The 26,454-nt window shown below is 46.1% G+C and carries 38 protein-coding genes and 1 pseudogene; 37 read left to right on the top strand and 2 right to left on the bottom strand.

Annotation, left to right across the window (positions count from 1 at the left end; translation table 11 throughout):
* Positions 1-51 precede the first annotated feature (51 nt).
* Both OP864_RS07240 and OP864_RS07235 read right to left on the bottom strand, forming a co-directional pair.
* Complete coding sequence (locus OP864_RS07240; protein WP_270100557.1) at positions 52-1,593, bottom strand: serine hydrolase domain-containing protein; 1,542 nt, start codon at positions 1,591-1,593, stop codon at positions 52-54.
* A 3-nt stretch (positions 1,594-1,596) separates the two neighbouring features.
* Positions 1,597-3,048, bottom strand: a complete 1,452-nt coding sequence (locus tag OP864_RS07235) for a glycoside hydrolase family 3 protein (protein WP_270100556.1) — start codon at positions 3,046-3,048, stop codon at positions 1,597-1,599.
* Positions 3,049-3,678: 630 nt separating this feature from the next.
* Between OP864_RS07235 and rpsL the strand changes: the two genes are divergently transcribed.
* The 37 genes and pseudogenes from rpsL to OP864_RS07055 all read left to right on the top strand — a co-directional run bounded on the left by rpsL (position 3,679) and on the right by OP864_RS07055 (position 26,378).
* Complete coding sequence (gene rpsL / locus OP864_RS07230; RefSeq protein WP_270100555.1) at positions 3,679-4,062, top strand: 30S ribosomal protein S12; 384 nt, start codon at positions 3,679-3,681, stop codon at positions 4,060-4,062.
* A 126-nt stretch (positions 4,063-4,188) separates the two neighbouring features.
* On the top strand, positions 4,189-4,662 hold the full coding sequence (gene rpsG / locus OP864_RS07225) for a 30S ribosomal protein S7 (RefSeq protein WP_002659004.1): 474 nt from the start codon (positions 4,189-4,191) through the stop codon (positions 4,660-4,662).
* Positions 4,663-4,710: 48 nt separating this feature from the next.
* Entirely contained in the window at positions 4,711-6,843 is a 2,133-nt protein-coding gene (gene fusA, locus OP864_RS07220; protein ID WP_270100554.1) for an elongation factor G, read from the top strand.
* Positions 6,844-7,093: 250 nt separating this feature from the next.
* Positions 7,094-7,402, top strand: a complete 309-nt coding sequence (gene rpsJ / locus OP864_RS07215; RefSeq protein WP_015692206.1) for a 30S ribosomal protein S10 — start codon at positions 7,094-7,096, stop codon at positions 7,400-7,402.
* 41 nt (positions 7,403-7,443) lie between these two features.
* Positions 7,444-8,130 carry a 50S ribosomal protein L3 gene (gene rplC / locus OP864_RS07210; RefSeq protein ID WP_041329577.1) on the top strand — a complete coding sequence of 229 codons (687 nt, stop codon included), beginning with the start codon at positions 7,444-7,446 and terminating at the stop codon, positions 8,128-8,130.
* Position 8,131: 1 nt separating this feature from the next.
* A pseudogene (gene rplD / locus OP864_RS16995) lies at positions 8,132-8,611 on the top strand (50S ribosomal protein L4); the annotation flags it as partial.
* 177 nt (positions 8,612-8,788) lie between these two features.
* Positions 8,789-8,941, top strand: a complete 153-nt coding sequence (rplD, locus tag OP864_RS16990; RefSeq protein WP_425358656.1) for a 50S ribosomal protein L4 — start codon at positions 8,789-8,791, stop codon at positions 8,939-8,941.
* Positions 8,942-8,971: 30 nt separating this feature from the next.
* Positions 8,972-9,334, top strand: a complete 363-nt coding sequence (rplW, locus tag OP864_RS07200; RefSeq protein ID WP_015692203.1) for a 50S ribosomal protein L23 — start codon at positions 8,972-8,974, stop codon at positions 9,332-9,334.
* A 237-nt stretch (positions 9,335-9,571) separates the two neighbouring features.
* Positions 9,572-10,411 (top strand): 50S ribosomal protein L2, encoded by an 840-nt coding sequence (rplB, locus tag OP864_RS07195; RefSeq protein ID WP_015692202.1) that lies wholly within the window; start codon positions 9,572-9,574, stop codon positions 10,409-10,411.
* A 2-nt stretch (positions 10,412-10,413) separates the two neighbouring features.
* Positions 10,414-10,683, top strand: coding sequence for a 30S ribosomal protein S19 (rpsS, locus tag OP864_RS07190; RefSeq protein ID WP_002659016.1), 270 nt, complete (start codon positions 10,414-10,416; stop codon positions 10,681-10,683).
* Between the two features lie 41 nt (positions 10,684-10,724).
* On the top strand, positions 10,725-11,150 hold the full coding sequence (rplV, locus tag OP864_RS07185) for a 50S ribosomal protein L22 (protein WP_015692201.1): 426 nt from the start codon (positions 10,725-10,727) through the stop codon (positions 11,148-11,150).
* A gap of 18 nt (positions 11,151-11,168) precedes the next feature.
* Positions 11,169-11,936 carry a 30S ribosomal protein S3 gene (rpsC, locus tag OP864_RS07180; protein WP_270100553.1) on the top strand — a complete coding sequence of 256 codons (768 nt, stop codon included), beginning with the start codon at positions 11,169-11,171 and terminating at the stop codon, positions 11,934-11,936.
* A gap of 129 nt (positions 11,937-12,065) precedes the next feature.
* Positions 12,066-12,488: a 50S ribosomal protein L16 gene (gene rplP / locus OP864_RS07175; RefSeq protein WP_002659020.1), complete on the top strand. Its 423-nt coding sequence runs from the start codon at positions 12,066-12,068 to the stop codon at positions 12,486-12,488.
* Positions 12,489-12,502: 14 nt separating this feature from the next.
* A complete protein-coding gene (rpmC, locus tag OP864_RS07170) occupies positions 12,503-12,754 on the top strand; it encodes a 50S ribosomal protein L29 (RefSeq protein ID WP_015692199.1) in 252 nt (83 codons plus the stop codon).
* Between the two features lie 27 nt (positions 12,755-12,781).
* Entirely contained in the window at positions 12,782-13,048 is a 267-nt protein-coding gene (gene rpsQ, locus OP864_RS07165; protein WP_015692198.1) for a 30S ribosomal protein S17, read from the top strand.
* A 12-nt stretch (positions 13,049-13,060) separates the two neighbouring features.
* Complete coding sequence (rplN, locus tag OP864_RS07160) at positions 13,061-13,429, top strand: 50S ribosomal protein L14 (protein ID WP_002659023.1); 369 nt, start codon at positions 13,061-13,063, stop codon at positions 13,427-13,429.
* A 2-nt stretch (positions 13,430-13,431) separates the two neighbouring features.
* On the top strand, positions 13,432-13,761 hold the full coding sequence (rplX, locus tag OP864_RS07155; RefSeq protein ID WP_015692197.1) for a 50S ribosomal protein L24: 330 nt from the start codon (positions 13,432-13,434) through the stop codon (positions 13,759-13,761).
* Between the two features lie 2 nt (positions 13,762-13,763).
* Positions 13,764-14,318, top strand: a complete 555-nt coding sequence (rplE, locus tag OP864_RS07150; protein WP_270100552.1) for a 50S ribosomal protein L5 — start codon at positions 13,764-13,766, stop codon at positions 14,316-14,318.
* A gap of 2 nt (positions 14,319-14,320) precedes the next feature.
* Entirely contained in the window at positions 14,321-14,590 is a 270-nt protein-coding gene (rpsN, locus tag OP864_RS07145) for a 30S ribosomal protein S14 (RefSeq protein WP_270100551.1), read from the top strand.
* A gap of 97 nt (positions 14,591-14,687) precedes the next feature.
* Complete coding sequence (gene rpsH, locus OP864_RS07140) at positions 14,688-15,092, top strand: 30S ribosomal protein S8 (RefSeq protein ID WP_270100550.1); 405 nt, start codon at positions 14,688-14,690, stop codon at positions 15,090-15,092.
* A 40-nt stretch (positions 15,093-15,132) separates the two neighbouring features.
* Positions 15,133-15,687, top strand: coding sequence for a 50S ribosomal protein L6 (rplF, locus tag OP864_RS07135; protein ID WP_270100549.1), 555 nt, complete (start codon positions 15,133-15,135; stop codon positions 15,685-15,687).
* A gap of 59 nt (positions 15,688-15,746) precedes the next feature.
* Positions 15,747-16,127 (top strand): 50S ribosomal protein L18, encoded by a 381-nt coding sequence (rplR, locus tag OP864_RS07130; RefSeq protein ID WP_270100548.1) that lies wholly within the window; start codon positions 15,747-15,749, stop codon positions 16,125-16,127.
* A gap of 27 nt (positions 16,128-16,154) precedes the next feature.
* Complete coding sequence (gene rpsE / locus OP864_RS07125) at positions 16,155-16,670, top strand: 30S ribosomal protein S5 (RefSeq protein ID WP_015692191.1); 516 nt, start codon at positions 16,155-16,157, stop codon at positions 16,668-16,670.
* 20 nt (positions 16,671-16,690) lie between these two features.
* Positions 16,691-16,870 (top strand): 50S ribosomal protein L30, encoded by a 180-nt coding sequence (gene rpmD, locus OP864_RS07120; protein WP_015692190.1) that lies wholly within the window; start codon positions 16,691-16,693, stop codon positions 16,868-16,870.
* A 41-nt stretch (positions 16,871-16,911) separates the two neighbouring features.
* Positions 16,912-17,601 (top strand): 50S ribosomal protein L15, encoded by a 690-nt coding sequence (gene rplO, locus OP864_RS07115; RefSeq protein WP_270100547.1) that lies wholly within the window; start codon positions 16,912-16,914, stop codon positions 17,599-17,601.
* 494 nt (positions 17,602-18,095) lie between these two features.
* Positions 18,096-19,511, top strand: coding sequence for a preprotein translocase subunit SecY (gene secY, locus OP864_RS07110; protein ID WP_270100545.1), 1,416 nt, complete (start codon positions 18,096-18,098; stop codon positions 19,509-19,511).
* An 81-nt stretch (positions 19,512-19,592) separates the two neighbouring features.
* The gene (gene infA, locus OP864_RS07105; protein ID WP_002659038.1) at positions 19,593-19,811 is read left to right on the top strand and encodes a translation initiation factor IF-1; all 219 of its coding nucleotides are present in this window, start codon (positions 19,593-19,595) and stop codon (positions 19,809-19,811) included.
* Positions 19,812-19,828: 17 nt separating this feature from the next.
* Positions 19,829-19,945: a type B 50S ribosomal protein L36 gene (gene ykgO / locus OP864_RS07100; RefSeq protein ID WP_002659039.1), complete on the top strand. Its 117-nt coding sequence runs from the start codon at positions 19,829-19,831 to the stop codon at positions 19,943-19,945.
* 15 nt (positions 19,946-19,960) lie between these two features.
* The gene (rpsM, locus tag OP864_RS07095) at positions 19,961-20,338 is read left to right on the top strand and encodes a 30S ribosomal protein S13 (RefSeq protein WP_015692187.1); all 378 of its coding nucleotides are present in this window, start codon (positions 19,961-19,963) and stop codon (positions 20,336-20,338) included.
* A gap of 38 nt (positions 20,339-20,376) precedes the next feature.
* Complete coding sequence (gene rpsK / locus OP864_RS07090) at positions 20,377-20,766, top strand: 30S ribosomal protein S11 (RefSeq protein ID WP_015692186.1); 390 nt, start codon at positions 20,377-20,379, stop codon at positions 20,764-20,766.
* Between the two features lie 54 nt (positions 20,767-20,820).
* On the top strand, positions 20,821-21,435 hold the full coding sequence (gene rpsD, locus OP864_RS07085; RefSeq protein ID WP_015692185.1) for a 30S ribosomal protein S4: 615 nt from the start codon (positions 20,821-20,823) through the stop codon (positions 21,433-21,435).
* A gap of 135 nt (positions 21,436-21,570) precedes the next feature.
* Entirely contained in the window at positions 21,571-22,569 is a 999-nt protein-coding gene (locus OP864_RS07080) for a DNA-directed RNA polymerase subunit alpha (protein ID WP_002659046.1), read from the top strand.
* A 69-nt stretch (positions 22,570-22,638) separates the two neighbouring features.
* Positions 22,639-23,154, top strand: a complete 516-nt coding sequence (gene rplQ / locus OP864_RS07075) for a 50S ribosomal protein L17 (protein ID WP_349294437.1) — start codon at positions 22,639-22,641, stop codon at positions 23,152-23,154.
* A gap of 429 nt (positions 23,155-23,583) precedes the next feature.
* Positions 23,584-24,042 (top strand): D-aminoacyl-tRNA deacylase, encoded by a 459-nt coding sequence (gene dtd, locus OP864_RS07070; RefSeq protein WP_270100544.1) that lies wholly within the window; start codon positions 23,584-23,586, stop codon positions 24,040-24,042.
* Between the two features lie 25 nt (positions 24,043-24,067).
* Complete coding sequence (locus OP864_RS07065) at positions 24,068-24,880, top strand: choice-of-anchor V domain-containing protein (protein ID WP_270100543.1); 813 nt, start codon at positions 24,068-24,070, stop codon at positions 24,878-24,880.
* Positions 24,881-25,022: 142 nt separating this feature from the next.
* Complete coding sequence (locus OP864_RS07060; RefSeq protein WP_270100542.1) at positions 25,023-26,036, top strand: ATP-binding protein; 1,014 nt, start codon at positions 25,023-25,025, stop codon at positions 26,034-26,036.
* A 21-nt stretch (positions 26,037-26,057) separates the two neighbouring features.
* Positions 26,058-26,378, top strand: a complete 321-nt coding sequence (locus OP864_RS07055; RefSeq protein ID WP_270100541.1) for an ATP-binding protein — start codon at positions 26,058-26,060, stop codon at positions 26,376-26,378.
* Positions 26,379-26,454: the final 76 nt, after the last annotated feature.

Here is a 26,454-nt window from a genome sequence, read left to right as displayed (position 1 = left end):
AGTTTAAAAATACAAACTTTTTGAAAATAATTCCATTAAATCGCATTTTATTTATTCCCCCAAAGCCTGATAACAAAGCTCATGAATTCTAGTCCGAATATCTAAGCGGATAAGCTGCATATTTTCGCTATCGGGATAAGTTCTATTGGATAAAAATATATAAATCAGCTCATTATCGGGGTCGGCCCAAGCGCCAATGCCGGTAAAGCCCAGATGGCCAAAAGTATTGGGCGATGCTTGCTTGGCTACATTAATGGAAGCGTTGGGGTCGGTAATCTCTTTGCGATCAAAGCCCAAGCCTCGGCGAGAGCGGGGACTATATTGCTTAGTAAATAGGGCAATTGTGCTCCCTTTGAGGTATTGACGGCCCTTATAGCTGCCTCCATTGAGCCAAAGCTGATAAATGGCGGCCAGCTCTTGGCCCTGAGAAAATAGTCCCGCATGTCCAGAAACCCCAGCCAGCATAGCCGCGCCCATATCATGTACATCGCCCTGGACCTTTTGGTAGCGGTAGTATTTATCTTCTTCGCTGGGAATAATCTGGCTTTTGCTAATGTTTCGATTTAAGGGGTTGAAGCCCGTGTATTCTAGGCCCATAGGCGCATAAAAATGCTCCTGTACATATTCATCTAGGGTTTGCCCACTCACTTCTTCCACCAAACGAGCAAATAAATAGAAGCCCAAATCGCTGTATTTATAGTTGGTCCGCCCCCGAAGGTTTTGCTCAATAATACGGTCCCACAAATAGGGCTTTACCTTATCTTTATGGAAATATAGCCCCTCGGCAATCCGAACCTGATAAGGACCTTGAGGTTTTTTGCGATAGAGGCTATCCATTGGGCGCTTATTCTCATCCAAGGTTTTGGCATAAAAGGGAATCCAAGGCTTGAGCCCCGCCTGATGCGCCAAAACAGCCCGAATTTTCAAATTGGCTTTATTGCTGCCTTTGAGCTCTGGAATATACTGGCCCAATGGAGCATCCAAATCAATTAAGCCCCGCTCATAAAGGTGCATGAGGGTCATGGTGGTAGCGGCTACCTTGGTCACAGAGGCCAAGTCATAAACATCATCTAAGCGCTGTGGACGTCTTTTGGCGTAGGTATGATGACCGTAGGCCTTATGAAAAACAATTTTTCCCGATTTAGCCACCAAGATTTGGCAACCTGGGGTGGCCTTTTTGCGAATCGCTTCTTCGGCAATTTTATCAATCTGATTTAGAATGTCGCTGCGCATGCCCATAGATTCGGGACTCTCGGCATGGGGCATACGGAAAATCTGCGTTTTTACGCCTAAGCCCGCTCTTAATTTTTTGCTGGCCGAAACAGGCAGTTGGCCCATAAAAGATTGTGCGCCAACCATAGCTCTTGCGGCCTGAATTTGGGCCGAACGATCGTTTACATAAGCACAAGAAAGGTAGGGAACTTCTTCAAAGTAGCCCAAGCTATAAGGGCTGCCAAAGGCGATAAGGACCACCTTGGTCTTTTTACTTAGCTTTTTGACAAAGCGCTCCACAGAAGTGGATACCCCAAAACGATCTTTTTGCTTCCGACGAAGACGGTCAAGGGCTATAAAGACAACTTCTTGCTGCCCCAATTGCTACAATAAACGCCGCTCTTGTCCTGCCGAAATGCTTGTGCCTGCATAAAAATGCTGCTGAATCCCATAGCGCTGTAGTTCTAATTGAAAGCTGTTTTTACGGCCAGAACCAATGCAAAGACTCGCTAGTTTTCGTCCCTTGATTTGACGAAGGGGGAGCAGGCTATCGGGATTGGCTACTAGGGTCAAACTCTGCCCCAATATTTTTTTGTATAAGTCTTGAGCCGCCTGATTATTGATGTTTTTGACCACATTTTTGGTCGATACGGGCTTGTAATTTGCCAATCCCGCTCGATATTTGGCCCTTAAAATCTTGCGGATGCGCTGCTCGAGGTCCTCCCAGCTCAAATCGCCTTTTTTCAGGGCGGCCAAAATCATTTTTTTAGATTGTGCCACTCTTTGAGACATTAATAGGATGTCATTTCCCGCTTTTAGGGCTTCTACATCGGCTTGGCCGGGCCCATAATGTTTGGCCACTCCTTGCATATTCATGGCATCGGTAATCACTAGGCCCTTAAAGTTGAGCTCTTCTTTGAGGAGCTTTTGGATGGTGGCATAAGAAAGGGTGGTGGGCCGCTTATCTCTAGGGTCTAGGGCCGGAATATTGAGGTGGGCCACCATAATAGAGCCCAAACCTTGGGGAATCAATTGCCGAAAAGGGTAAAGCTCTAGGCTATCCAATCGACTTCTAGGGTGTTTGATTTGAGGCAAATCGTAATGAGAATCGACATCCGTATCGCCATGTCCCGGAAAATGCTTGGCGCAGGCCATTAGCCCGTTGTCTTGCATGCCTCGCATATATTGGTAGGCCTTGGCGGTCACCTTGCGTTTTTGCTCGCCAAAAGAGCGGTCGCCAATCACGGGATTTGCGGCATTGTTGTTAATATCAACCACTGGCGCAAAATTGATATGAATGCCAATATGCTGGGCTTGTCGGGCCACTTCTTTGCCAAAATCATAAATCAGGCGATTGTCGGGCAGGGCTCCAAAAAGCAATTGTCGGGGGTAATTAATGATAGAGTCTAGCCGCATAGCTAGGCCCCATTCGCCATCAATGGCCACCAAAAGCGGGACTTTAGGCGCCCAAGCTTGGTATTTATTACAAAGGCTAGCGGCTCGAGTGGGCGGGCCTTTAAAGAGCACGACCCCGCCCAAATGTTCCTTTTGGATGAGGCGTTTCATGCGGGCCTCATCATTTTTGCCCTGCAAAGGGTAGGCGGCCACCATAAAAAGTTGGCCGAGTCGCTCTTCGGGGCTCATGCTTTCCCACTTCTGATTAATCCAAGTTTCTTCTTGGGCCAAAATGCGGTCTTCTAGGGCTTGCAATTGCTTTTGTTGAGGAAAAAGCTGGGGGCCAAGAGCGGGCGCATTGGGCGGCAGGCTCGATTGGCACATCAAAAAACTAAAAAAGAGGAGGGAGATAACAGCCAGATAGCCAATACGAAAGGGCATAAGTAGGATGATTTAAGGCGATGAATATTTTTTTGGGGCCTCCGCTGCGCTGCGCTTGCGGCGCTACGTTTCGGGGCTCGCTGCTCGCTCGGCCCTTCAGCGCTGCGCGCTTCGGTCTGGCCTTCGGCCACCCCTCCACATCGCTAGGCCGATAGCCGCTTGGCTTTGGCCGCAGTAGGAGAGGGGGCGGAGATTGCTTTTAGCGCAAAATAAGGCAGTGTAAGGAGTTTTGGAGAGCAGAGGAAGGAAAAACTTTGTTTTGGGCGCAAAAAGGGCCGAAGAAGGGGCCAAAAAGCGAAGAAAAAGGGCGAGCGGCCTAGCTGCCCGCAAGGGGGGCCGCAGGCCAGACCCAAGCGGCGGCTTTGCCGCCGCTGCGGGGCCGAGCAGACTTGCGAGCCCTGAAGGGGAGCGGCGGGCGCAGCCCGCAGGCCCCTAAAAGCAATTGATAATCAGCTATAAAGCGTTTTTTGAAAAAAGCCCCCTAAAAAGTTTAAAAAACTGCCTAAAAGTTTAAAAATCATTTTAATAAAACTAGAATTAGTATTACCTTTGCAAACGCTTAGGCAAACCCTTAGTCCAACTAAGGGCAGTTATTTATTGTCTCTGTTTATCTGTAAAAATAATTATTAGATGCCAACTATTAATCAATTAGTACGCAACGGAAGGAAGCTTATCGTCAAGAAGAGCAAGGCCAGAGCGTTGGACGCATGTCCTCAGAAACGCGGTGTCTGTACTCGTGTATACACGACTACACCCAAGAAGCCTAACTCAGCTTTGCGTAAAGTAGCCAAGGTACGTTTGACCAATGGTATCGAGGTAATTGCTTACATTCCTGGAGAGGGTCACAACTTGCAGGAGCACTCAATCGTATTGGTACGTGGTGGTCGTGTGAAGGACCTTCCTGGTGTACGTTATACAATTGTACGTGGTGCTTTGGATACTGCGGGTGTAAACGATCGTAAGCAAGCTCGTTCACGTTATGGTACCAAGCGTCCTAAGGCTGCGAAGAAGTAATTCGCACTTAGACGAAGATCCTTATTTGTTGAGGTAAACCCTAGAAAAGCTGGGGTTGAAGAGTGGACCAGCCCTTAGGGGGCAGTTACTTTTCGAAGTTCACGCAACGACATTAAAATTTAAGAAATGAGAAAACGTAAACCGAAGGTGCGGCAAATCGAGCCCGATCCGCGCTATGGAGACAACACGATCACAAGATTCGTGAATATGATGATGTTGGATGGCAAGAAGAGCACGGCATTCCGTGTATTCTATGATGCCATGGACATTGTAGGCGAGCGCTCTGAGGGTGAGGAAACTGCTCAGGAGGTATTTCACAAAGCGCTTAAGAACGTAATGCCTCAGGTAGAGGTGCGTTCTCGTCGTATTGGAGGGGCTACCTTCCAAATTCCCACAGAAATTCGTCCGGGTCGCCGGATGTCTATTGCCATGAAGTGGATGATCAAGTACGCCCGTGCGCGTTCTGGTAAAGGGATGGCAAACAAACTCTCTCAAGAAATTTTAGCTGCAGCTAAAGGTGAAGGCCAGGCTGTGAAGAAGAAAGAAGATACGCACCGCATGGCTGAATCTAACCGTGCATTTGCCCACTTCGCACGCTAATCAACTCTATATATTTTATTTTAACCTTTTTCAAAAGCCACCAAAGTCATGGCAAAGAAAGACCTAGTATTCACTAGAAACATTGGTATTGCTGCACACATTGATGCCGGTAAGACCACTACCACTGAGCGGGTATTGTTCTACACTGGTTTGACTCACAAGATTGGTGAGGTTCACGATGGTGGAGCTACCATGGACTGGATGGAGCAAGAGCAGGAGCGTGGTATCACGATTACTTCTGCAGCGACGACCACCAGTTGGAATTGGAAAGACAAGTCTTACCACGTAAACATTATTGACACACCCGGTCACGTAGACTTTACGGTAGAGGTGTCTCGTTCTTTGCGTGTATTGGACGGACTCGTATTCCTTTTCTGTGCTTCTAGTGGGGTACAGCCTCAGTCTGAAACTAACTGGCGCCTAGCCGACGGTTTCAAAGTTCCTCGTATTGCATTTGTAAACAAAATGGACCGCACAGGTGCTGATTTCTTCGGTACTGTTCAACAGATGCGCGACATGTTGGGTGCCAATGCTGTTCCTCTTCAGGTGCCTATCGGTTCTGAGGATGATTTCAAAGGTGTAGTAGACCTTATCACGGGTCAAGCTATCGTTTGGAATGAGCACGATATGGGTATGACTTATGAGGTTGTAGATATGCCTGCTGACTTGGAGGATACTGTAGCCGAGGCTCGTGAGCAATTGCTAGAAGCTGTTGCTGATTATGATGAGTCTTTGTTGGAGAAATTCTTTGAGGATCCTGAGTCTATCTCAGCTGAAGAAATCCGTGCAGCAATTCGCTCTGCTGTATGTGATATGAGCATTATTCCTGTAATGTGTGGTTCTGCCTTTAAGAACAAAGGGGTACAAGCGGTACTAGATGCAGTATGTGCATTTTTGCCTTCTCCTTTGGATGTAGAGGAAGTAAAAGGAACTAACCCTGATACAGAAGAAGAGGAGCTCCGCCCCGCTTCTTATGACGCTCCTTTTGCTGCTTTGGCCTTTAAGATTGCCACTGACCCCTATGTAGGTCGCTTGGCTTTCTTCCGCGCCTATTCTGGTGTACTCGAAGCTGGTTCTTACATTCTCAATACTCGTTCTGGTAAGAAGGAGCGTATCTCTCGCCTTTACCAAATGCACTCTAACCAACAGAATGCAATTCCTGAGGTAGGTGCTGGTGATATTGCTGCTGCTGTAGGATTTAAGGATATCAAAACTGGTGATACCCTTTGTGCTGTAGACAACCCGATCATTTTGGAAAGTATGACTTTCCCCGAGCCAGTAATTGGTTTGGCGATCGAGCCTAAAACTCAGAAGGATGTAGAGAAGTTGGGTATGGCTCTGGCCAAACTCATGGAGGAAGATCCTACTTTCCGTGCTACATATAATGAGGAAACTGCTCAAACCGTAATTAGCGGTATGGGTGAGTTGCACTTGGAAATCATCGTGGACCGCCTCAAGCGCGAGTTCAAAGTAGAGGTGAACCAAGGTGCTCCTCAAGTAAACTATAAAGAGGCCCTAACTACTTCTGTTACTCACCGCGAACGCTTGAAGAAGCAGTCTGGTGGTTCTGGTCTATTTGCCGATATGGAGTTCGAACTCGGACCTGCTGATGAGGAGTTCCTCGAAAGCGAAGAGTTCAAGTCTGGTAAGGCACGCTTGCAATTTGAGTGGGCTATCGTAGGGGGATCTATCGATAAGGCTTATGTCAACCCCATCACTAAAGGCTTTGAGTCTATGATGGATAATGGCGTATTGGCTGGTTACGGTATGGACTCTATGAAGGTTCGCGTTTATGATGGATCTATGCACAACGTTGACTCTAAGCCTATCGCTTTTGAGCTTTGTGCTAAGGAAGGTTTCAAGGCTGCTGCTCGTCAGACTAAGCCTGTAATCATGGAGCCCATCATGAAATTGGAAGTAATCACTCCTGAAGAGTACACCGGTACCGTTATTGGTGACCTTAACCGTCGTCGTGGCCTCCTAAAAGGTCAGGAATCTCGCGGTGCGGCCATCGTTGTAAAAGCCGATGTACCTCTATCAGAAATGTTTGGTTATATCACTGAACTACGTACCCTAACTTCTGGTCGTGCTTCTTCTACCATGGAGTTCTCTCACTATGCTCAGGCTCCTGAGGGAATCGCCAAGAAGGTAATCGAAGACGCCAAGGGTGTCGCTGGTTAGTCATAAATTATAAAAGCCGCCGCTTTCCATTTGCTGGAAGGTGGCTGGCTTTTTTTTGTTTTTTTGGGGCCTCCGCTGCGGCTACGCCTTGCGGCGCTACGTTTCGCAGCTCGCTGTTCGCTCGGCCCTCGCTATGCTCGGTCTGGCGCTTCGCGCCACTGCTGCACATCGCTAGGCCAAAACAGCCGGTACCCAAATCAACAGCTATTAGAAATCTTATTTATCTATTTTTTTAAATCATGTAAGAGGCATGAATCAAAAAATCAGAATCAAGTTACGTTCCTACGATCACAATCTCGTGGACAAGTCTACTGCTAAGATTGTACAAACTGTTCGTAACACCGGCGCAGTTGTTACCGGTCCGATTCCGCTGCCCACCGAGAAGAAGGTATTCACTGTTTTGCGTTCACCGCATGTGAATAAGAAATCACGGGAGCAATTCCAACTGCGTACTCACAAACGCTTGATCGAAATCTATAGCTCTACTGCAAAGACAGTAAGCGCCCTAGAGAAGCTGGAGCTTCCTTCAGGGGTAGATATCCAAGTGAAATTGATGTAAGCAGAATTTGTTAATCTAGAATTCCAAAAAGTTAAAGAACCGTGGAAGGATTAATTGGAAGAAAAATTGGAATGACCAGCATCTACACTGAAGGCGGCGCAAACGTTGCTTGTACTGTAGTAGAGCTGGGGCCCTGCACCATTACTCAGGTGAAGACGCAGGAAACAGATGGTTACGATGCTCTGCAGCTAGGCTTCGGCGAGCGCAGATCAAAAAATGTTAGCCAACCTTTGAAAGGTCACTTTGAAGGCCAAAAAGCCCATAAAGAAGAGGGTGCTAAGGCGGCAAGTGCTGTAAAACAAAACAAGCGTGGACAAGAGGTAACAGTTTACCCTCGTCACTTGGTAGAATTCAGAGAGTTTTACACAGAGAAAGCGCTTGGCGAAACCCTAACTGCCGAGGAGGTATTTGCTGAAGGCGATACAGTACAGGTAGTAGGTACTTCAAAAGGAAAAGGATTTCAGGGTGTTGTAAAACGCCACGGATTTGCTGGTGTGGGTATGCGTACGCACGGTCAGCACAACCGCGGACGTGCACCTGGAGCGATTGGAGCTTGTTCTTACCCTGCAAAGGTATTCAAAGGTATGCGTATGGCTGGCCGTATGGGTGGCAAGCGTGTAACTGTGAAGAAGCTCAGCGTAATGAAAATGTTTCCTGAGAAAAATATTTTGCTAATCAAAGGAGCTATTCCTGGTCACAAGGGCTCTATTGTAATCGTGAAGAAGTAAAATGAAACTAGAAGTATTAGATATCAACGGAAAAGGCTTGGGTAGAGAGGTAGAACTCTCTAGTGATGTCTTTGGTTTGGAGCTGAAAGAAAATCACGAGCACGTAGTTTACTTGGCTGTAAAGCAGTACCTTGCTCATCAGCGCCAGGGCACCCATAAGTCTAAAGAACGTGCAGAGATTGCAGGTTCTACGCGCAAGCTACACCGCCAGAAAGGTACGGGTGGAGCGCGTAAGGGTAGCATCAAGAACCCTTTGTTTAGAGGAGGAGGACGTGTATTTGGTCCCCGCCCTCGTAACTATGGCATTAAGCTAAACAAAAAAGTTGGCCGTTTGGCTCGTAAAGCTGCTTTGAGTAACAAGGCCCAAGACAACCGTATTTTGGTGGTTGAGGACTTGAAGTTTGATGCGGCTAAGACCAAGAACTACATCAAGTTTTTGGAGGCTTTGAATATTGCGGACAAGAAAAGTTTGTTGTTGGTAGATGCTCCTGTAGCGCCTGCAGCACCTAAGGCTCCTCGTTTGCAAAAGGGCCGTGGACGTAAAGCGGCTCAGCAAAAAGAGTTTAATCAGGCTTATGTAGCGGATTTGAAAGCTTATGAAGCAACTGTAGCGGAATATGAAAAAACGCTAGAGGAGCAGGATAAGGTTTATGATGAGGTGTTCACGAATGTGGCCTTATCTGCCCGCAACCTCTCTCAGGCTGATGTAATCAATGCTCGTGACTTGAATGTTTATGAGACAATGAATGCAGAATGCTTGGTAATTACGGAGAGTGCATTGGCTGCTATTACAGCTCTTTTGACTAAATAATATTATAAAGCTTGCTAAAAAACGGCTAAAATGGCAAAGAAAGCAATCATCATTAAGCCGCTTCTTTCTGAGAAGAGCACTGAGTTGGCTGACAACCCAATTTCTACGAAGTACACTTTTGTGGTGGCAATGGACGCTAACAAAATTGAGATCAAGAAAGCGGTTGAGGAGCAGTTTGGTGTAACTGTAGACGACGTAAACACTTCTATTCGCCCAGGTAAGCGTAAATCACGCGTAGTAAAGGGACGTATGGTAAGTGGACGTACTAGCCCTTATAAGAAAGCAGTTGTTACTGTTGCTGAGGGAGAGTTCATTGAAGGTTTCTACGGTATTGACACGGAAGAGGAGTTGGAAGAAGTAGATGGAAATGAAACTGAGGCTGCAGAAGCCTAGAGTTTAAGAGAGACAGACATTTTATTTTCTGCGTAAAGCAGGCGGCGGAGCCGCCGCAGGCCTAGTTGCCTGTAGCGGTGCCGGCTTTGCCGGCAGCCCGAAAGGGCCGAGCAGGCTTGCGAGCTGCGGAAGGGAACGGCCTGAGCGAAGCGAGGGCAGGCCCCAAAAAAGATAGAATAGTCTGGAAATTATATTATTCACCTATAGTTTGCGAAACTGATAAATTCGTAGTTTAACATGCCAGTTAAGAAGTATAATCCGATTACGCCTGGTACTAGAACTCGGCTTGGGAACACTTTTGCGGAAGTGACCACAGACAAGCCAGAGAAGAGCCTGATTCGTAAGAGCTCGAAGTCTGGGGGTAGAAATGGACAAGGACGCATGACTGTTCGTCACAGAGGTGGTGGACACAAGCGTCGTTATCGTGTAATTGACTTTAAGCGTAACAAGGATGGGATTCCTGCTACTGTAAAGAGCATTGAGTATGATCCTAACCGTACAGCTTTTATTGCTTTGTTGGTATACGCTGATGGAGAGAAGCGCTACATTTTGGCGCCTCACAAATTGAAGGTAGGCGATGTTCTATTGTCTGGGGTAGAGATTGCTCCTAACTTGGGGAACAGCTTGCCTTTGAGCAAAATTCCTTTGGGAACAACTATTCATGCTATTGAGACTCGTCCTGGTAAGGGAGCCACATTGGTAAGAAGTGCAGGTACTTCTGCTACTTTGGCTGGTCGTGATGGCAAGTATGCGATCATTAAGATGCCTTCTGGTGAGACGCGCTTGGTTTTGTCTGAGTGTAGAGCTACAGTGGGTACAGTATCTAACCCTGACCATGGTTTGCAGGTATTGGGTAAGGCTGGTCGCAAGCGTTGGTTGGGCCGTCGTCCTCGAGTACGTGGTGTAGCCATGAACCCTGTAGATCACCCCATGGGTGGTGGTGAGGGCCGTGCTTCTGGAGGTCATCCTCGTTCTCGTGGCAACATTATGGCCAAGGGACAGAAGACGCGCAAGACCAAGAAGTACTCAGATAAGTTTATCATCACGCGTAGAAAAACAGGTAAAAATAAGAAATAGATATGGCACGTTCACTGAAAAAAGGACCATACGTTTACCACAAGTTGATCAAAAAATTGATCAAGGCGAAGAGTTCAAAGAAGAAAGGGGTGATCAAGACCTGGTCACGTTCTTCTATGATTATTCCTCAGATGGTAGGCGAGACCATCGCTGTGCATAATGGTCGTACATTTGTACCCGTATATGTAACAGAGAATATGGTAGGTCATAAGTTGGGAGAGTTTGCTCCTACACGTACTTATCGCGGGCATTCTGGAAACAGAAAGAAATAGCCCAGGATCTAATTTTAATAAAATAAAAGCAGCATAAAGTCATGCAATATAATAATGAGACGGTACAGGCGACGGCGAAGTTGAAAGGCTGTCGGATGTCTGCGCGCAAGATGCGTTTGTCTGCGGATATTGTCCGTGGTCTACCTGTATCAAAGGCTTTGGGTATTGTAAAATTTACCCGTAAGGAAGGTGCTCGTCATTTGGAGAAGATGCTATTATCTGCAGTAGCGAACTGGTCTGTATTGACTGGTGAGGAGGCAGATGAGTATGGCTTGGTCGTGAAGGCTATTTGGGTAGACCAAGGGCCTCAGCTCAAGCGTTTTCAGCCTGCGCCACATGGTCGTGCGCACCGTATTCGTAAACATTCTTGTCACGTAAGTTTGGTGGTAGAGAATACCGTAGCTCTTCCTACTGATTTTGTAGTAGAGGAAGAAGTGGCAGAAGAAATTGAAGCATCAAACGATTAAAATCTTAAGTCAAAACTTATGGGACAGAAAACTAATCCAATAGGTAACCGTCTAGGGATTGTACGCGGCTGGGATTCTAACTGGTTTGGCGGCAAGGACTATGCGGAGAAAGTAGTAGAGGATGAGAAGATCCGTGCCTATCTACGTGTTCGCGTAGAGAAAGGTGGTATTGCACGTATTGTGATTGAGCGTACGCTCAAGCGCGTAACTGTAACTATTCATACATCACGTCCTGGTATTATTATCGGTAAGGGTGGTCAAGAGGTTGATCGCATTCGTGAGGAGTTGAAGAAGTTGACAGGCAAAGAAGTGCAGATCAACATTTTTGAAATTCGCAAGCCTGAGTTGAACGCACAGATTGTTGGTGAGACTATCGCTAAGCAGTTGGAGGCGCGTATCAATTACCGTAAGGCAACAAAAATGTCTATTCAATCAACTATGCGTGCAGGTGCCGAGGGTATCAAAGTGCGTTTGTCTGGTCGTTTGAATGGTTCAGATATGTCTCGTTCTGAGGAGTATAAAGAGGGGCGTTCTCCTTTGCATACTTTCCGTGCGGACATTGACTATGCTATTGTTGAGGCACAGACTGTATATGGTAAGATTGGGGTAAAAGTATGGATTTGTCGTGGAGAGATTTATGACAAAGTAGACTTGTTCCCTACTCAGCAGAGCCGTAGCGGACGTGGCGGACGCGGTGGACGCGACAATAATCGTCGTGGTGGCCGTGGTAGTCGTGACAACCGTCGTGGTGGTCGTGACAACAACCGTCGTGGCAGAAAGTCTTAAAAAACCTCCTGTAAATAAGGAGTTTTGCAAGAAAAAACTTATTTTTGCAGCCACTTTTGGCCTTCCTTATGAGTATAGGGGAGGCCAAATAGGGCTAATTTTATTTGAACGTAGCACAATACATTAATAATGTTACAACCGAGAAGAACCAAATACCGCAAGCAGCAGAAGGGCCGTATCAAAGGTATTGCCCATCGCGGTTCTAAAATTTCTTTCGGGACATTCGGCATTAAAACCTTGGAAGAGGGTTGGATTACCAACCGTCAGATTGAGGCGGCTCGTATTGCGATGACTCGCTATATGAAACGTGAAGGAAAGGTATGGATCCGAATTTTCCCCGATAAGCCTATCACTAAGAAGCCCAACGAAGTACGTATGGGTAAGGGAAAGGGAGCTTTGTCTCACTATGTTGCTGTAATTAAGCCAGGTCGTGTTCTATTTGAAATCGATGGAGTTAAGCGATCTATTGCTGAAGAGGCTTTGCGCCTAGCGGCTCAAAAGTTGCCCGTCAAGATGAAGTTTGTCGTGCGCAACGATTATGTAGAACAATAATAGATTTATAGGTAATGGACAAGATTAAGGCAACGTCTATGACAGACGAGCAGCTGAGAGAAGCCCTTGAGCAAGCAGAGACTGCTTTGCACGAGATGGTTTATCAGCACAATGTTTCTGCTTTGGCCCGTCCTAGCGATCTTAAGCTGGCTCGTAAGAACATTGCGAGAATCAAGACGGAGCTTCGTGCTCGTGAATTGAAGCAGCTAGAAGAAGCTGGCGACCTCAAGCGGGATCGCATCCGGGCTCGTAGAAAGAAGAAATAGGAATAGAAAAATTTTAAATCTAATCTAATGGCAACAGAATCAACACGCAATCTGCGCAAGCAACGTGTAGGTATCGTGACCAGCAACAAGATGGATAAAACCATCACTGTTTCTGTTGAGCGCCGGGTGAAGCACCCCATCTATGGTAAGTTTGTAAAAACGACCAAGAAGTTTAGCGCTCATGATGAGAAGAACGACTGCAACACAGGCGATGTCGTTCGCATTATGGAAACTCGACCCTTGAGCAAAAAGAAGCGCTGGAGACTGGTTGAGATTATTGAACGTGCGAAATAATTATATTTTATCATGATACAAGCAGAAAGTAGACTGCGAGTAGCTGATAACACGGGAGCCAAAGAAGTACTTTGTATTAAGGTGCTTGGTGGCTCTAAACGTCGTTATGCCTCTATCGGTGACATCATTGTAGTTACGGTAAAGGATGCAGCTCCTGGCGGTCAGGTAAAAAAAGGCGTTGTTTCTAAGGCGGTAATCGTACGCACGAAGAAAGAAATTCGTCGCCAAGACGGTTCTTATATTCGCTTTGATGACAATGCAGTTGTTCTCCTCAATGCCTCGGAAGAGCCAAGAGGAACTCGTATTTTTGGCCCAGTAGCCCGTGAGTTGCGCGAGCGCGACTTTATGAAAATTGTTTCACTCGCTCCTGAAGTACTATAATCATGGCAAACAAAAAGCAAACTAAGGTGAAACTACACGTTAAAGTGGGAGACACCGTAAAAGTGATCTCTGGAGACGAAAAAGGCAATACTGGTAAAGTAGTAAAAACCTTTCCTCTAGAGCAACGTGCAATTGTAGAAGGCCTCAATAAGGTGAAAAAACATATCCGCGCTACTAACGAACGCGCAGGTGGCATCATCGAAAAAGAAGCCTCTCTTCACGTTTCTAACCTTATGCTCGTAGACGCTGAAGGCGTAGCTAGCAAGGTGAAAATGGAAATTCAAGACGGCAAAAAGGTCCGCATTTCTAAGAAAACAAATCAAGTTATTTAATAATGAGCTATCAACCTAGATTAAAGCAGAAATACCAAGAAGAGGTGGTTGCTAAGCTGAAAGAAAAGTTTCAGTACAAAAGCATCATGCAAGTACCCAAGCTGGAGAAAATCTGCGTAAGCCAAGGTGTAGGAATGGCTACCTCTGACAAAAAGTTGGTTGATAATGCTGTCGAGGAGCTAACTCTTATCACTGGTCAGCGTGCCGTGAAAACTAGAGCCAAGAAGTCTATCTCAAACTTCAAACTCCGTGAAGGTATGCCTATCGGCGCTCGCGTAACGCTACGTGGCACCAATATGTATGAATTCCTCGATCGCCTAATCAATGTTGCTCTCCCTCGTGTACGTGACTTCCGTGGTATTAGCAACAAAAGCTTTGATGGTAGAGGTAATTACACCCTAGGTGTAACAGAACAAATTATCTTCCCTGAGATCAACTTGGACAAAATTCCTCGTATCACAGGTATGGATATCACTTTTGTCACTTCGGCTCCAACAGATGAGGAATCTCTAGAATTACTCACTCTTCTTGGACTACCCTTTAAAACTAAAAGCTAATTATGGCCCGTAAATCCGTAATCGCAAGAGAAAAGAAAAGAGAGCGCCTAGTGCAAAAATATGCCGCTCGCCGCGAACAACTCAAAAAAGAAGGTCGTTGGGACGAACTAGATAAGTTGCCCAAAAACTCTTCTAAAGTCCGCTTGCACAACCGTTGCAAATTAACAGGACGCCCCAAAGGTTATATGCGCCAATTTGGCCTCTGCCGTGTGAAGTTCCGCGAAATGGCTCTAGCTGGCAAAATTCCTGGTATAACCAAGGCTAGCTGGTAATTTCTACTCTCTACGCTTTCGAACTAGAATTCAAAATTTATTCATCAGCTAAAAGATCTCTCTTCACTGAGATAATTTTAGCGATAACATTGCAATCATGGCAGTAACAGATCCTGTTGCGGACTACCTAACTCGAATCCGCAATGCCCAGATGGCTAAACATCGCGTCGTCGAAATCCCAGCCTCTAATCTGAAAAAAAGAATTACTGAAATTCTTTATGATCAGGGCTATATCCTCCGTTACAAGTTTGAAGAAACTTCTAACAAACAAGGAGTTATCAAAATCGCTCTCAAATACGATGCTTCTTCTAAGCAACCCGTTATTCGTAAAATGAAGCGCGTTAGCCGCCCAGGCCTCCGTCACTATGTGAAGGCCGATGAGCTACCCCGCATAATTAACGGCCTAGGCTTGGCAATCATCTCTACCTCTAAAGGGGTAATCACAGACAAAAAAGCTCGTGAAGAGAATGTAGGTGGTGAAGTACTCTTCTATATCTACTAAGCCCTTTTCTCAGATTTAATAAGATTTAAAAAATAATAGCATGTCTCGTATAGGAAAACTGCCTATTGAAATTCCAGCGGGCGTAGAAGTTAATATCAAAGGTAATCTCGTAGAGGTTAAAGGCCCTAAAGGCCAACTCTCTCAAGAAATTGCCTCTTCTGGTATCTCTGCCAAAATTGAAGATGGTCAGGTACTAGTATCTCGCGCTACCGAGCAAAAACGTCATAAAGCTATGCATGGCCTCTATCGCCAGCTGATCGCTAACATGATTGAAGGAGTTTCTCAAGGCTATAAAGTAGAACTGGAATTGCATGGTGTGGGTTACCGCGCTAGCAATAAAGGCCAACTCCTAGAATTGGCCCTAGGTTACTCTCACCCCGTTATGTTCTACCTCCCAGAAGAAGTAAGTGTAACTACAGAAACCAAAAAAGGTACAGCCCCCTTGGTGACTCTAGAGTCTTTCGATAAACAACTTATCGGCCAAGTAGCTGCCAAAATCCGTAGCTTCCGCAAACCCGAACCCTACAAAGGTAAAGGTGTACGCTTCAAAGGAGAACAAATCCGTAGAAAAGCCGGTAAAACCGCTGCCAAATAATCGCAGCCTCCTTCATCTAATTTTTTCATTTTTTGCGAACAGTTTTATAGCTCTCTATTATGGCTTCAAAACAAATGACTCGTCGTCAGCGCATTCACAGAAGAATCCGCAAAAAGCTTAAAGGTACTGCCGAGCGCCCACGCATGACAGTATACAGAAGCAACTCTCATATATATGTCCAGCTTATCGATGATATCGCTGGCACAACCTTGGTCTCCGCTAGCTCTAAAGAAGACGGAATTGATGGCCAAAATGTCAATAAATCTGAAAAAGCTCGCCTCGTTGGTGCCCTAACCGCTAAAAAAGCAATGGAAAAAGGGATCAGCACGGTTGTCTTCGATCGTGGTGGCTATCTCTACCACGGCCGCATCAAAGCCCTCGCTGAAGGCGCTCGCGGTGCACAAAAAGAAGATGGTAGCAATGAGCTCCTTCAATTCTAAATCATCTAGCGAAAACCAATATTAACCATGGCAAAGAAATCTAATCGCGTAAAGCCAGTAGATACTGAATTCCAAGATAAATTGGTCGCCCTCAACCGTGTCTCTAAAGTGACCAAAGGAGGCCGTACCTTCAGCTTCGCCGCTATCGTTGTAGTTGGAGACGGAAACGGACAAGTAGGCCACGGCCTCGGTAAAGCCCGCGAAGTCTCTGCAGCTATCACTAAAGCCGCAGATGAAGCTAAAAAGAATCTCGTTAAAGTGCCCGTACTAAACGGAACTATCCCGCACGAACAACACGGTAAGTTTGGCGCAGGTAAAGTACTTATCCGCCCCGCTGCCGACGGTACAGGGGTAATCGCTGGTGGTGCTATGCGCGCCGTCCTAGAAGTAGCCGGCGTCCATAACGTACTCGCCAAATCTCTCGGTTCTTCTAACCCTCATAACGTAATCAAAGCTACTATCGACGCTTTGCAAAAACTACGTACGCCAGCTCAAGTAGCTAAAACTAGAGGAATCAAACTCGAAAAAGTTTTTAACGGATAGTCCTTAACCTCTCTGATATCATGAAAAAAGTACGTATCACGCAAATTAAAAGTGTTATCGATCGTCCTAAAGACCAAAAAGCAACTATGGTGGCCCTAGGTCTGCGCAAAATCAATCAGTCTTCTGAGCAAGTTGTAACTCCTCAGGTAGCCGGAATGATCAATAAAGTTAAACACTTGCTAAAAGTAGAAGAGCTCTAATTTAAGCTCCTCCTTTTCTCATCAGTAAAACATTTCACATAATGAAACTGAGTAACCTCAAACCCGCTAACGGTGCCGTAAAGAATCGCAAACGCGTCGGACGTGGGACTAGCTCAGGCCGTGGTGGAACTTCTACTCGCGGTCATAAAGGTGCAAAATCTCGCTCTGGATTCAAAAGCAAAAGAGGCCATGAAGGTGGCCAAATGCCTATCCAAATGCGCCTGCCTAAACGCGGATTCAAAAATACTGCCCGCCGCTATCAATCTTACCAACCCGATAGCTTCACTGTAGTAAATTTGAACGACCTCCAAGATGCAGCCAACAAAATGAATACGACTACTGTCGATATCAATACGCTAGTCGCTGCTGGCCTCATCAAAAAGAATGAACAGTTCAAGGTCCTCGCTGAAGGTGAACTAACTGCCGCTCTTCAAGTTTCTGCCTTCCGCTTCTCTAAAGCTGCCAAAACAGCTATCGAAGAAAAAGGAGGTAGCTGCATGCTTATCGTTAAAGCTAACCAAATCCAAGGTGTCGCAGAAGCTGCTAAGCTCTCTGCCGTAGGCGCCAAAGAATTGGCCGAGCACTTTAAGCACGTTAACGAAGATGATAAGTTGCACGTTATCGCTGAAGGTAGCCTCAAAACTAAATTTGACCTCCAAGCTACTAAGGTAGACGATGAAGTCAAAACTCAAATCGAAGCCTTAGGCGCAGCAGTCTCTCTGCTCGGCTAAAATCGGTACAAGCCCAAAGGAGAAATTCTACTTTCTCCTTCTTTTTTGTACCCCAAGTGTCTAATGCTTTAGCTCCCCTTATTAAGGTTTTTTTGGGGCCTGCCGCTTTCAGCGGCCGCTCCCTTGCGCAGCTCGCAAGCCTGCTCGGCCCTCAGCGCTTTTAGCGCCTCGGTCTGTGGCTCCGCCACACTGCTTCAGGCAGCTAGGCCATTGCATACCGCTCCGCAAAAACAGAAAACCCCCAAAAACAGGGAGAAATACTTACTAAAATAGCCGCATTAGCCCAAAGCTTTGCTGCCCAGGATAAAAAACCCCAGCCTATTTTTCAGAATAGGCTAGGGGTTACTAGGGCTTTTATACCCCTTTTTGTCCTTTTTCGCAGATATAAAGCCCCACTAAGCGCTATTTATTTCCTTCCCTAAAATAATTCTCTTAATTTAGGGGCCGCAAAAGTCAATCTAGACACCTCTTTTAGACTATAACAGAGCTGATCCATGAAATCCTTTATAGAAAAAATGAAAGAGATCTGGGCTATCCCAGAACTCAAGAACAGAATCTTGCTTACCCTAGGTTTGCTTGCAGTCTACCGCTTCGGTAGCTTCGTCATTCTTCCCGGTATCGATACCGCCGAAATTCAAAAACAACTCAGTAGCGGAGGAGATGATGCTCCCGGCCTGCTAGACCTACTCAACACCTTCTCAGGTGGGGCCTTCTTTAACGCTGCCGTTTTTGCCCTAGGTATTATGCCCTATATCTCGGCATCAATTATCGTCCAATTACTCGGATTCGCAATTCCTTACTTTCAGAAATTGCAAAAAGATGGAGAAGCCGGCCAACGCCGACTCAACCAAATTACTCGCTATATCACTATAGCAATTACCCTAGTGCAAGGCTCTGCCTACCTCAACTATATGCATGCCTCTTTCCCAGAAGCTATATCTAGTGAAGTAGGTCTACCCATTTTCTGGTTCTCTAACATTATTATCCTGACCGCAGGTACCGTATTCTGTATGTGGCTAGGAGAACGCATTACCGATAAAGGTATCGGAAATGGTATCTCACTTCTCATTACTGCAGGTATTATCGCTACCCTCCCTCAGGCTTTTGTCGGAGAAATGAACCTCAAGTTTAGCGCAATGGCCGGTGGCCCGGTAATCTTTATCGTAGAACTCGCCCTCTTCGCTCTTGTCGTTCTAGCTTCAGTCGCTCTGGTTCAAGCTGTTCGCAAAATCCAAATTAAGTTTGCTAAACATATGGTGGGCCGTGCCGACGGCGCTAGCCGCGTCGCCGCTATGGGTGGCCAGTCTGGCCTCGACCATATTCCAATCAAACTTAATGCAGCAGGAGTAATGCCTATCATTTTCGCCCAAGCCCTCATGTTTGTTCCCGGTGCCATCGCTGGCTTCCTCGGAGCTCCCGCAGGCGCAGATACTATCTGGGGCCAATTGGCAGACTTTACCTCTATCCCTTACAATGTCCTCTTCTTCTTTTTGGTCGTTATCTTTACTTATGTCTACACCGCGCTGATCGTTAACCCACAGCAACATGCAGACCAACTGAAACGCCAAAATGCTTTCATCCCTAACGTCAAGTCTGGGGCCGATACGGTAGAGCATATTGATAAGGTCGCCTCTCGTGTTACTCTTCCCGGATCTGTCGCCCTCGGCGCTATCGCTATCTTACCCGGTATCGCAGCTGGCGTACTCCAAATTGACCTCGGATTTGCTATCTTCTTCGGAGGTACTTCACTACTCATTATGGTAGCCGTAGTCCTCGATACCCTACAGCAAATTGAAGGCCACCTAGCCATGAACTCTTATGGCGGATTTATCCAAGGTGGACGCCTCAGAGGCCGAAGAGAAAACCCCGCCGTAGATGCTACATCTACTACGGAAAATCCCGCTGGTTAAAACATCAGCTTGAATAAACAGTCTAATTATTAGGTATTTACCAAGAATTTAAAGATATTTGCAGTCCGAAAAAACAGTCTAATGGGAAAAAAGAATCTTATTCGTCAAGACGGCGAAATTACTGAAGCGCTTTCTAATGCGATGTTCCGCGTAAAGCTAGAAAACGAACACGTAATTATTGCTACCATCTCAGGAAAGATGAGAATGAACTACATCCGAATCCTCCCTGGTGATAAAGTAGCCGTCGAAATGTCTCCCTATGACCTTAGCCGCGGACGTATTATCTATCGCTACAAGTAGTAAAAGTAACCTTAATCATGAAAGTTAAGCCTTCTATCAAGAAAAGATCGGCCGACTGCAAAATCGTCCGCCGCAAAGGAAAAGTTTACATTATTAACAAAAAGAACCCTAAGTTCAAGCAACGTCAGGGATAATTTAAAACATATATTATGGCTCGTATAGCAGGTGTTGATCTACCCAAGAATAAAAGAGGTGTTATCGGCCTAACCTATATTTATGGTATTGGATCTACTCGCGCTAAGCAAATCCTAGCTAAAGCGCAAATTGATGAAAGTACTAAAGTAAAGGATTGGTCAGACGATAATATTAAAGCAATCCGCAACATCCTTTCTGATGAGTTCCTCGTAGAAGGACAACTCCGCTCAGAAGTACAGATGAACATCAAACGCCTTATGGATATCGCTTGTGTTCGCGGACTCCGCCACCGTCGTGGTCTTCCCGTTCGTGGACAACGTACCCAGACTAACGCTCGTACTCGCAAAGGAAGACGTAAAACCGTTGCGAACAAGAAGAAAGTGGGTAAATAATTCTAATTTTTTGTCAAGCTTAATATCTCAAGGCAGTTATGGCTAAATCATCTAAGAAAGTCAAAAAGAAAAATGTAAAAGTAGAAGCACAAGGCCGTGCTTATATTCAAGCTACTTTCAACAATATTATTATCAGTATTACCAATAAAGCAGGTCAAGTTATCTCTTGGTCTTCTGCTGGTAAGCAGGGTTTCCGCGGTTCTAAAAAGAATACGCCTTATGCAGCGCAGGTTTGTGCTTCAGAAGCAGCTCGCGAAGCTTATGACCTTGGCCTACGTAGCGTAGTTGTCTACGTTAAAGGACCTGGTTCTGGCCGTGAAGCCGCTATTCGTGCCATCGATGGTGCTGGTGTTCGTGTAACTACTATCCAAGACACAACTCCACTTCCCCACAATGGCTGTCGTCCACCCAAAAAGCGCCGCGTATAATGCCTCCTGGCATTGGCTTTTATTCAAAAAACAACCGTTAAATCTTAGGAAACAATGGCAAGATATAGAGGACCAAAAACAAAAAAGTCTAGAGCTTTTGGTGAATCTATCTACGGATATGATAAATATTTCGAGCGTAAGAAATACCCCCCCGGCCAACATGGCCTAGCTAAACGCCGTAAGCAAAAATCTGACTACGGTAAACAGCTTATGGAAAAACAAAAGGTCAAATATGCTTATGGTGTGCTCGAACGCCAGTTCCGCCGCATGTTTGAAGCCGCTAGCCGCAAATCAGGCGTTACCGGCGAAATCCTTCTCCAAATGCTAGAAGCACGCCTCGATAATGTAGTCTACCGCCTAGGTATCGCTCCTACTCGTCGCGCAGCTCGCCAACTCGTTACTCACGGCCATATCGCCGTTAACGGTGTTGTTACTAACGTACCCTCTTACTCTGTTCGCCCAGGCGAAGTTGTAGCCGTACGTGGTAAATCTCAAGGCCTAGTTACTATCCAAGAGTCTGTTGCTGCCAATAGCAAAGAAGCTCAAAAATATAGCTGGCTAGAATTTAACGCCGAAAAACTAGAAGGTTCTTTCGTTGCTTATCCCAACCGCGACGAAATTCCAGAGCCTATCAACGAACAACTTATCGTTGAACTCTACTCTAAATAATCTGCATCTTATGCAGATCGCTAGCTTAGGACAACCCCCAAGGGTTCGTCCTAAGCTTTCTTTGTTGCCTTCCTACACTTTCATAAGGCTCCTAGTCTGATTATTTTATCTAATCGCCACATCTCTATTTTATTTATGAGCTTGCTGAACTTCCAAAAACCTGATAAAATTCTTCTCCAAAAGGCCGACGACTTCGAGGGCTCTTTTGAGTTCAAACCGCTAGAACCCGGCTTTGGCCAAACTATCGGTAACTCTCTACGCAGAATTTTACTCTCTTCTCTCGAAGGTTTTGCCGTTTCTGCCGTCAGAATTAAAGGGGCCGAACACGAATTCTCTACTATCGAAGGCGTGGTCGAAGATGTTGTCGATATCGTACTCAATCTAAAACAACTTCGCCTGAAGTACCTTCTAGATGATCCCGATATCACCTCTGAGAAAATTTACCTCAGTGTGTCTGGAAAAAATCAACTTCTCGCCTCCGATATCAACGAACATACTAACGTTTTCCAAGTTACTAACCCCGATTTGGTGATCTGTAACCTCGATGACGAAATTACTTTCGAAATGGAACTTACCGTAACGAAGGGCCGTGGATATGTTCCCGCTGAGGAAAATATGCCCAAAGATGCTCCCATCGGCTATATTCCAATCGACGCAATTTATACGCCTATCAAAAATGTTCATTATTCTGTATCCGCTAGCCGCGTAGGCCAGCATACCGATTATGAAAAATTGAACATCGATATCAAAACTGATGGCGCTATCCACCCAGAACAAGCCATCAAAGAAGCCGCCAAAATCCTTATCCAACACCTGATGCTCATCACCGATGAGAATATCAAGTTTCCCGATGAAACCGATAAGGAAGACAATATCGTCGATGAGCATATTCTGCACATGCGCAAGTTGCTCAAAACTTCTTTGGAAGATCTCGACCTTTCTGTCCGCGCCTATAACTGCCTCAAAGCCGCCAAAATCAATACCTTGGCCGACCTCGTGCAGTACGAAACTCACGAACTACTCAAGTTCCGCAACTTTGGTAAAAAATCTCTAGTCGAAATCGAAGAGCTGCTCCAAGACAAAAGCCTTACTTTTGGTATGGACCTCAGCAAATACAAACTCGACGAAGAGTAAATTATAATCTTTCATTTTTGTAGTAACCGAGCCCTTCGCGCTTAGTGCTACGATGTTAAAATTACCATCATGAGACACGGTAAAAAGTTTAACCACCTTAGCCGCAAATCTGGCCACCGTAAGGCCCTTCTCCGTAATATGGCTATCGCCCTTATTACGCACAAACGCATCAAAACTACTTTGCCCAAGGCCAAAGCCCTTCGCAAGTTTATTGAGCCTATCCTTACTCGCGCCAAAGATAATACTACGCACTCTCGTCGTGTTATCTTTAGCTACCTCCAAAATAAAGATGCTGTCAATGAGCTCTTTGATCAAGTAGGTCCCAAAATCGCTGAGCGCCCCGGCGGATACGTACGTATCCTCAAAATGGGTTTCCGCCCCAGTGATGCCGCCGATGTAGCTATTATTGAGCTAGTGGATTATAACGAAACCGCTGAAGCTACTCCAGAAGCTGACAAAAAACGTACTCGCCGTCGCCGCAAAAAGAAAAGCAGCGAAACTACCGAGGCCGTAGCTACTGAAGAAACTACAGAAGAAGCCACCGAAGAGGCGGCCGACAATGAAGAAGAAAAGACTGAAGAATAGGTCTAGCCCTTCTCATCTCTCATATAAAACCCTTTTTCCTTTTGGAGAAAGGGTTTTATTTTTTTGGGGCTGCCCCGGCCAAAGGCCGGGTCGGGCTGTATCGCAGCTCGCAGGTCTGCTCGGCCCTGCAGGCTTTTCGCTGCGCTTCAAAAGCCTTGGGTCTGCCGCCTGCGGCGGCCCTGCTGCCCATCCCTCAGCCTGCGGCGGCTTCGCCGCCTGCTAGACGCAGAACATCAAACGGCCGAAGCAATAGGCCAAAAGCTAGCCCCAAAAGAGGAGCGGCCTAGCGATGTGCAGGGGGGCGGCGCAGCCGCAGACCAAGGCGCTTTGCGCCGCAGGGCCGAGCGAATAGCGAGCCCCGAAACGTAGCGCCGCAAGCGTAGCGCAGCGGAGGCCCCAAATTATTCATCAACCTATAAATTTTAAAAAATGCGTTTAGTCATTCAAAGAGTGAAAACTGCCCGAGTAGATGTGGCCGGCAAAACCGTAGGCCAAATTGATCAGGGGCTTTTTGTGCTGCTCGGTATTCATCAAGAAGATAGTAGCAAAGATGTCGATTGGCTCATCCAAAAGCTAATTAAAATCCGTATATTCAATGACGAGCAAGGCAAAATGAATTATTCTATTCGAGATGTTCAAGGGCAGCTCCTTGTTGTGAGTCAATTTACGCTTTATGCGGCCTGCAAAAAAGGCAATCGCCCCTCCTATACTCGAGCTGCTAGGCCAGAGCAAGCCATTCCGCTCTATGAGGAATTTATTGCCAAAGCAGAGGTGGAATTGGGCCAAAAAGTAGCCACTGGGCAGTTTGGCGCCGATATGCAAATTGAACTAAACAACGATGGGCCTGTTACCATCATTTTAGATAGTAAAACTCCCGAAATTTTTTAACCTCCCCCTCCCAAAACTTAATTTTATGAGAAAATCTTTCCTCTTTTTCCTTTTTGGCCTCGGGCTACTTTATGCGGGCCTGCAAAGTAGTAGTGGCGGACGAGCCGCTGGCGGCAATGACAATAGTGGTTCGCCCTTATCTAGCGCCACTTGTTCGGCCTGCCATGGGGCGGCCTCCTCGAATACCGTAGTGAGCGTGACCTTATTGGACCAGAGTGGAAATGTCGTGACCGAGTATATTCCGGGCGAGCATTATTCCATTTTTGTCAATGTGAATAACCCCAACTATAGCCAATATGGGGCCCAGGCCGTTATTTTGGATGCGGCCAACAATCAGGCGGGGACATTGGATAGCGTGATTACGCCAAACACGCAGATCTCAACCGTCAATAACAGAAGCTATTGGGAGCATCAGGGCCGCTCGAGTACAGGCAACTTTACGGCTGCTTGGACCGCCCCCGCAGCAGGTACAGGAACCGTAACCGTTTATGCGATGGGCAATGCAGTAGATAGCAGCGGCAGTACTTCTGGGGATGCCCCTTCTAGTCCAATTAGCATCAGTTTTACGGAGGTGGTGAGCAGTGGTTTAGCTAGTTTGCCTAGCAAAAGCCTAAGCGTTTGGCCAAATCCTAGCCCCAATGGGCAGTATTTTTTCCGTCAAACTAGCGATGCCCCATTGCAGTCGCTACGGATATTTAATAGCCAAGGGCAGCTTATTCGCCAAGAGCAGCTCCAAGGTTTTGAGGGACAGATTTCCTTAGAAAATGAGGCCAAAGGGCTTTATTATTTAGAGCTGCAAACGGAGAAAGGGCGTTGGCAGAAAAAATTGGTCCGTTAAAAGAAGCCTAACCGACTAAAACGAAAGCAGTCCTCTAGCTTAAAGGCTAGGGGGCTGCTTTTTTTTGGCCCAAAAGAAGAACAAACAGCGCTTTGAAAACTGCTTAAAAATGTGTTTTTTAGGGGTCTTAAAGCAAAAAAATATGATGCATCAGAGAATGCGAAACAATGCTAAAACGCTTAGCCGAGAACTCAATTGGTTAAAGTCGGTATTGAAACTTCGCTATAAAATATCTATAGAAAGCCAGCGGCCCAACCAAGACATCTATGAAATCTTGCCGCCAGACATTAGCCAAGACAATTCGGTTTATGCGCAGTGCATACGGCATTTTGCCATGAGCTCTGATGAGCGTTTAGTCTTGATTTTAAGTCTTTGTCCGCATATTCGGCCCGAGATTTTGGATCTTTTTTTTACTAAAAACAAGAGCTACGAGCGCATTTACACGCAATTTGGGGGTTTGGTGGGCAAGCGCCACAGCGGATTTCTTCCCACAGGAGAAACGGCGGCCTTTATCATTGCGGGAAACAATGTGGCCAAGCGCATAGAAGTCTTAGAGCTTTTTCGGCCCAGCCACTATTTTTCTAAACTAGGCATTCTCAAGCTCGACCTACAAAAGGGCCAATACCGAGAGCCCGTATTGAGTAACCCTTTAGAGATTTCTGAGGAATACCTGATGCGGCTTACGAGCGGGCAGCCCTACAAACCTGATTTTAGCACAACTTTTCCGGCCAAATTGCTCAGCACACGTTTAGATTGGGCCGATTTGGTCCTAGACCCCCATGTTTTGGCCGAGGTTTCTGAAATTACGGCCTGGCTAGAGCATGAAGATAAAATCATGAACGATTGGGGCCTTAAAAAGCTACTCAAAAGAGGCTATCGGGCCCTTTTTTATGGCCCTCCAGGTACGGGTAAAACCCTAACCGCTTGCTTATTGGGCAAAAGTATGGGCCTAGATGTCTATAGAGTAGACCTCTCTCAGGTGGTCTCTAAATATATTGGAGAAACCGAAAAAAACATGGCCAACATCTTCGATCAGGCCGAAAACAAAAACTGGATCCTCTTTTTTGATGAGGCCGATGCTCTATTTGGCAAACGGACCAATGCCTCCGATTCTAAAGATCGACATGCCAACCAAGAGGTGGCTTATCTGCTCTAAAGAGTAGAAGACTACTCTGGGGTGATTATTTTGGCCACCAACCTCAAGGCCAATATGGATATCGCCTTTACTCGCCGCTTCCAATCCATGATCTATTTTCCCACGCCCAACTACGAACAACGCCTCCGCCTTTGGCGCAATAGCTTTGAAGGCCTACAGCTAGAAGATGATGTAGATTTTCACCAATTGGCCAACGACCATAAAATTGCAGGGGGTAGTATCATTAACATCCTGCGCTATTGCTCGCTCTCGGCCCTAAGTAGAGGCCAAGATAAAATAGCCATGGAAGATATAGAAGAAGGCTTGCGCAAAGAATTACGCAAAGAAGGGAAAACACTCTAAATATTAAATTAAAAGCCTCGGAATACAAGCCTTATATAATAAATTACTAATTTTAAGTTCTGTGCTACACCTACCT

The sequence above is a fragment of the Saprospira grandis genome (genome assembly GCF_027594745.1).
GTDB lineage: Bacteria > Bacteroidota > Bacteroidia > Chitinophagales > Saprospiraceae > Saprospira > Saprospira grandis.
The sequence above is the reverse complement of the archived record's forward strand: the minus strand, read 5'-3'. Positions and strand labels throughout refer to the sequence as shown.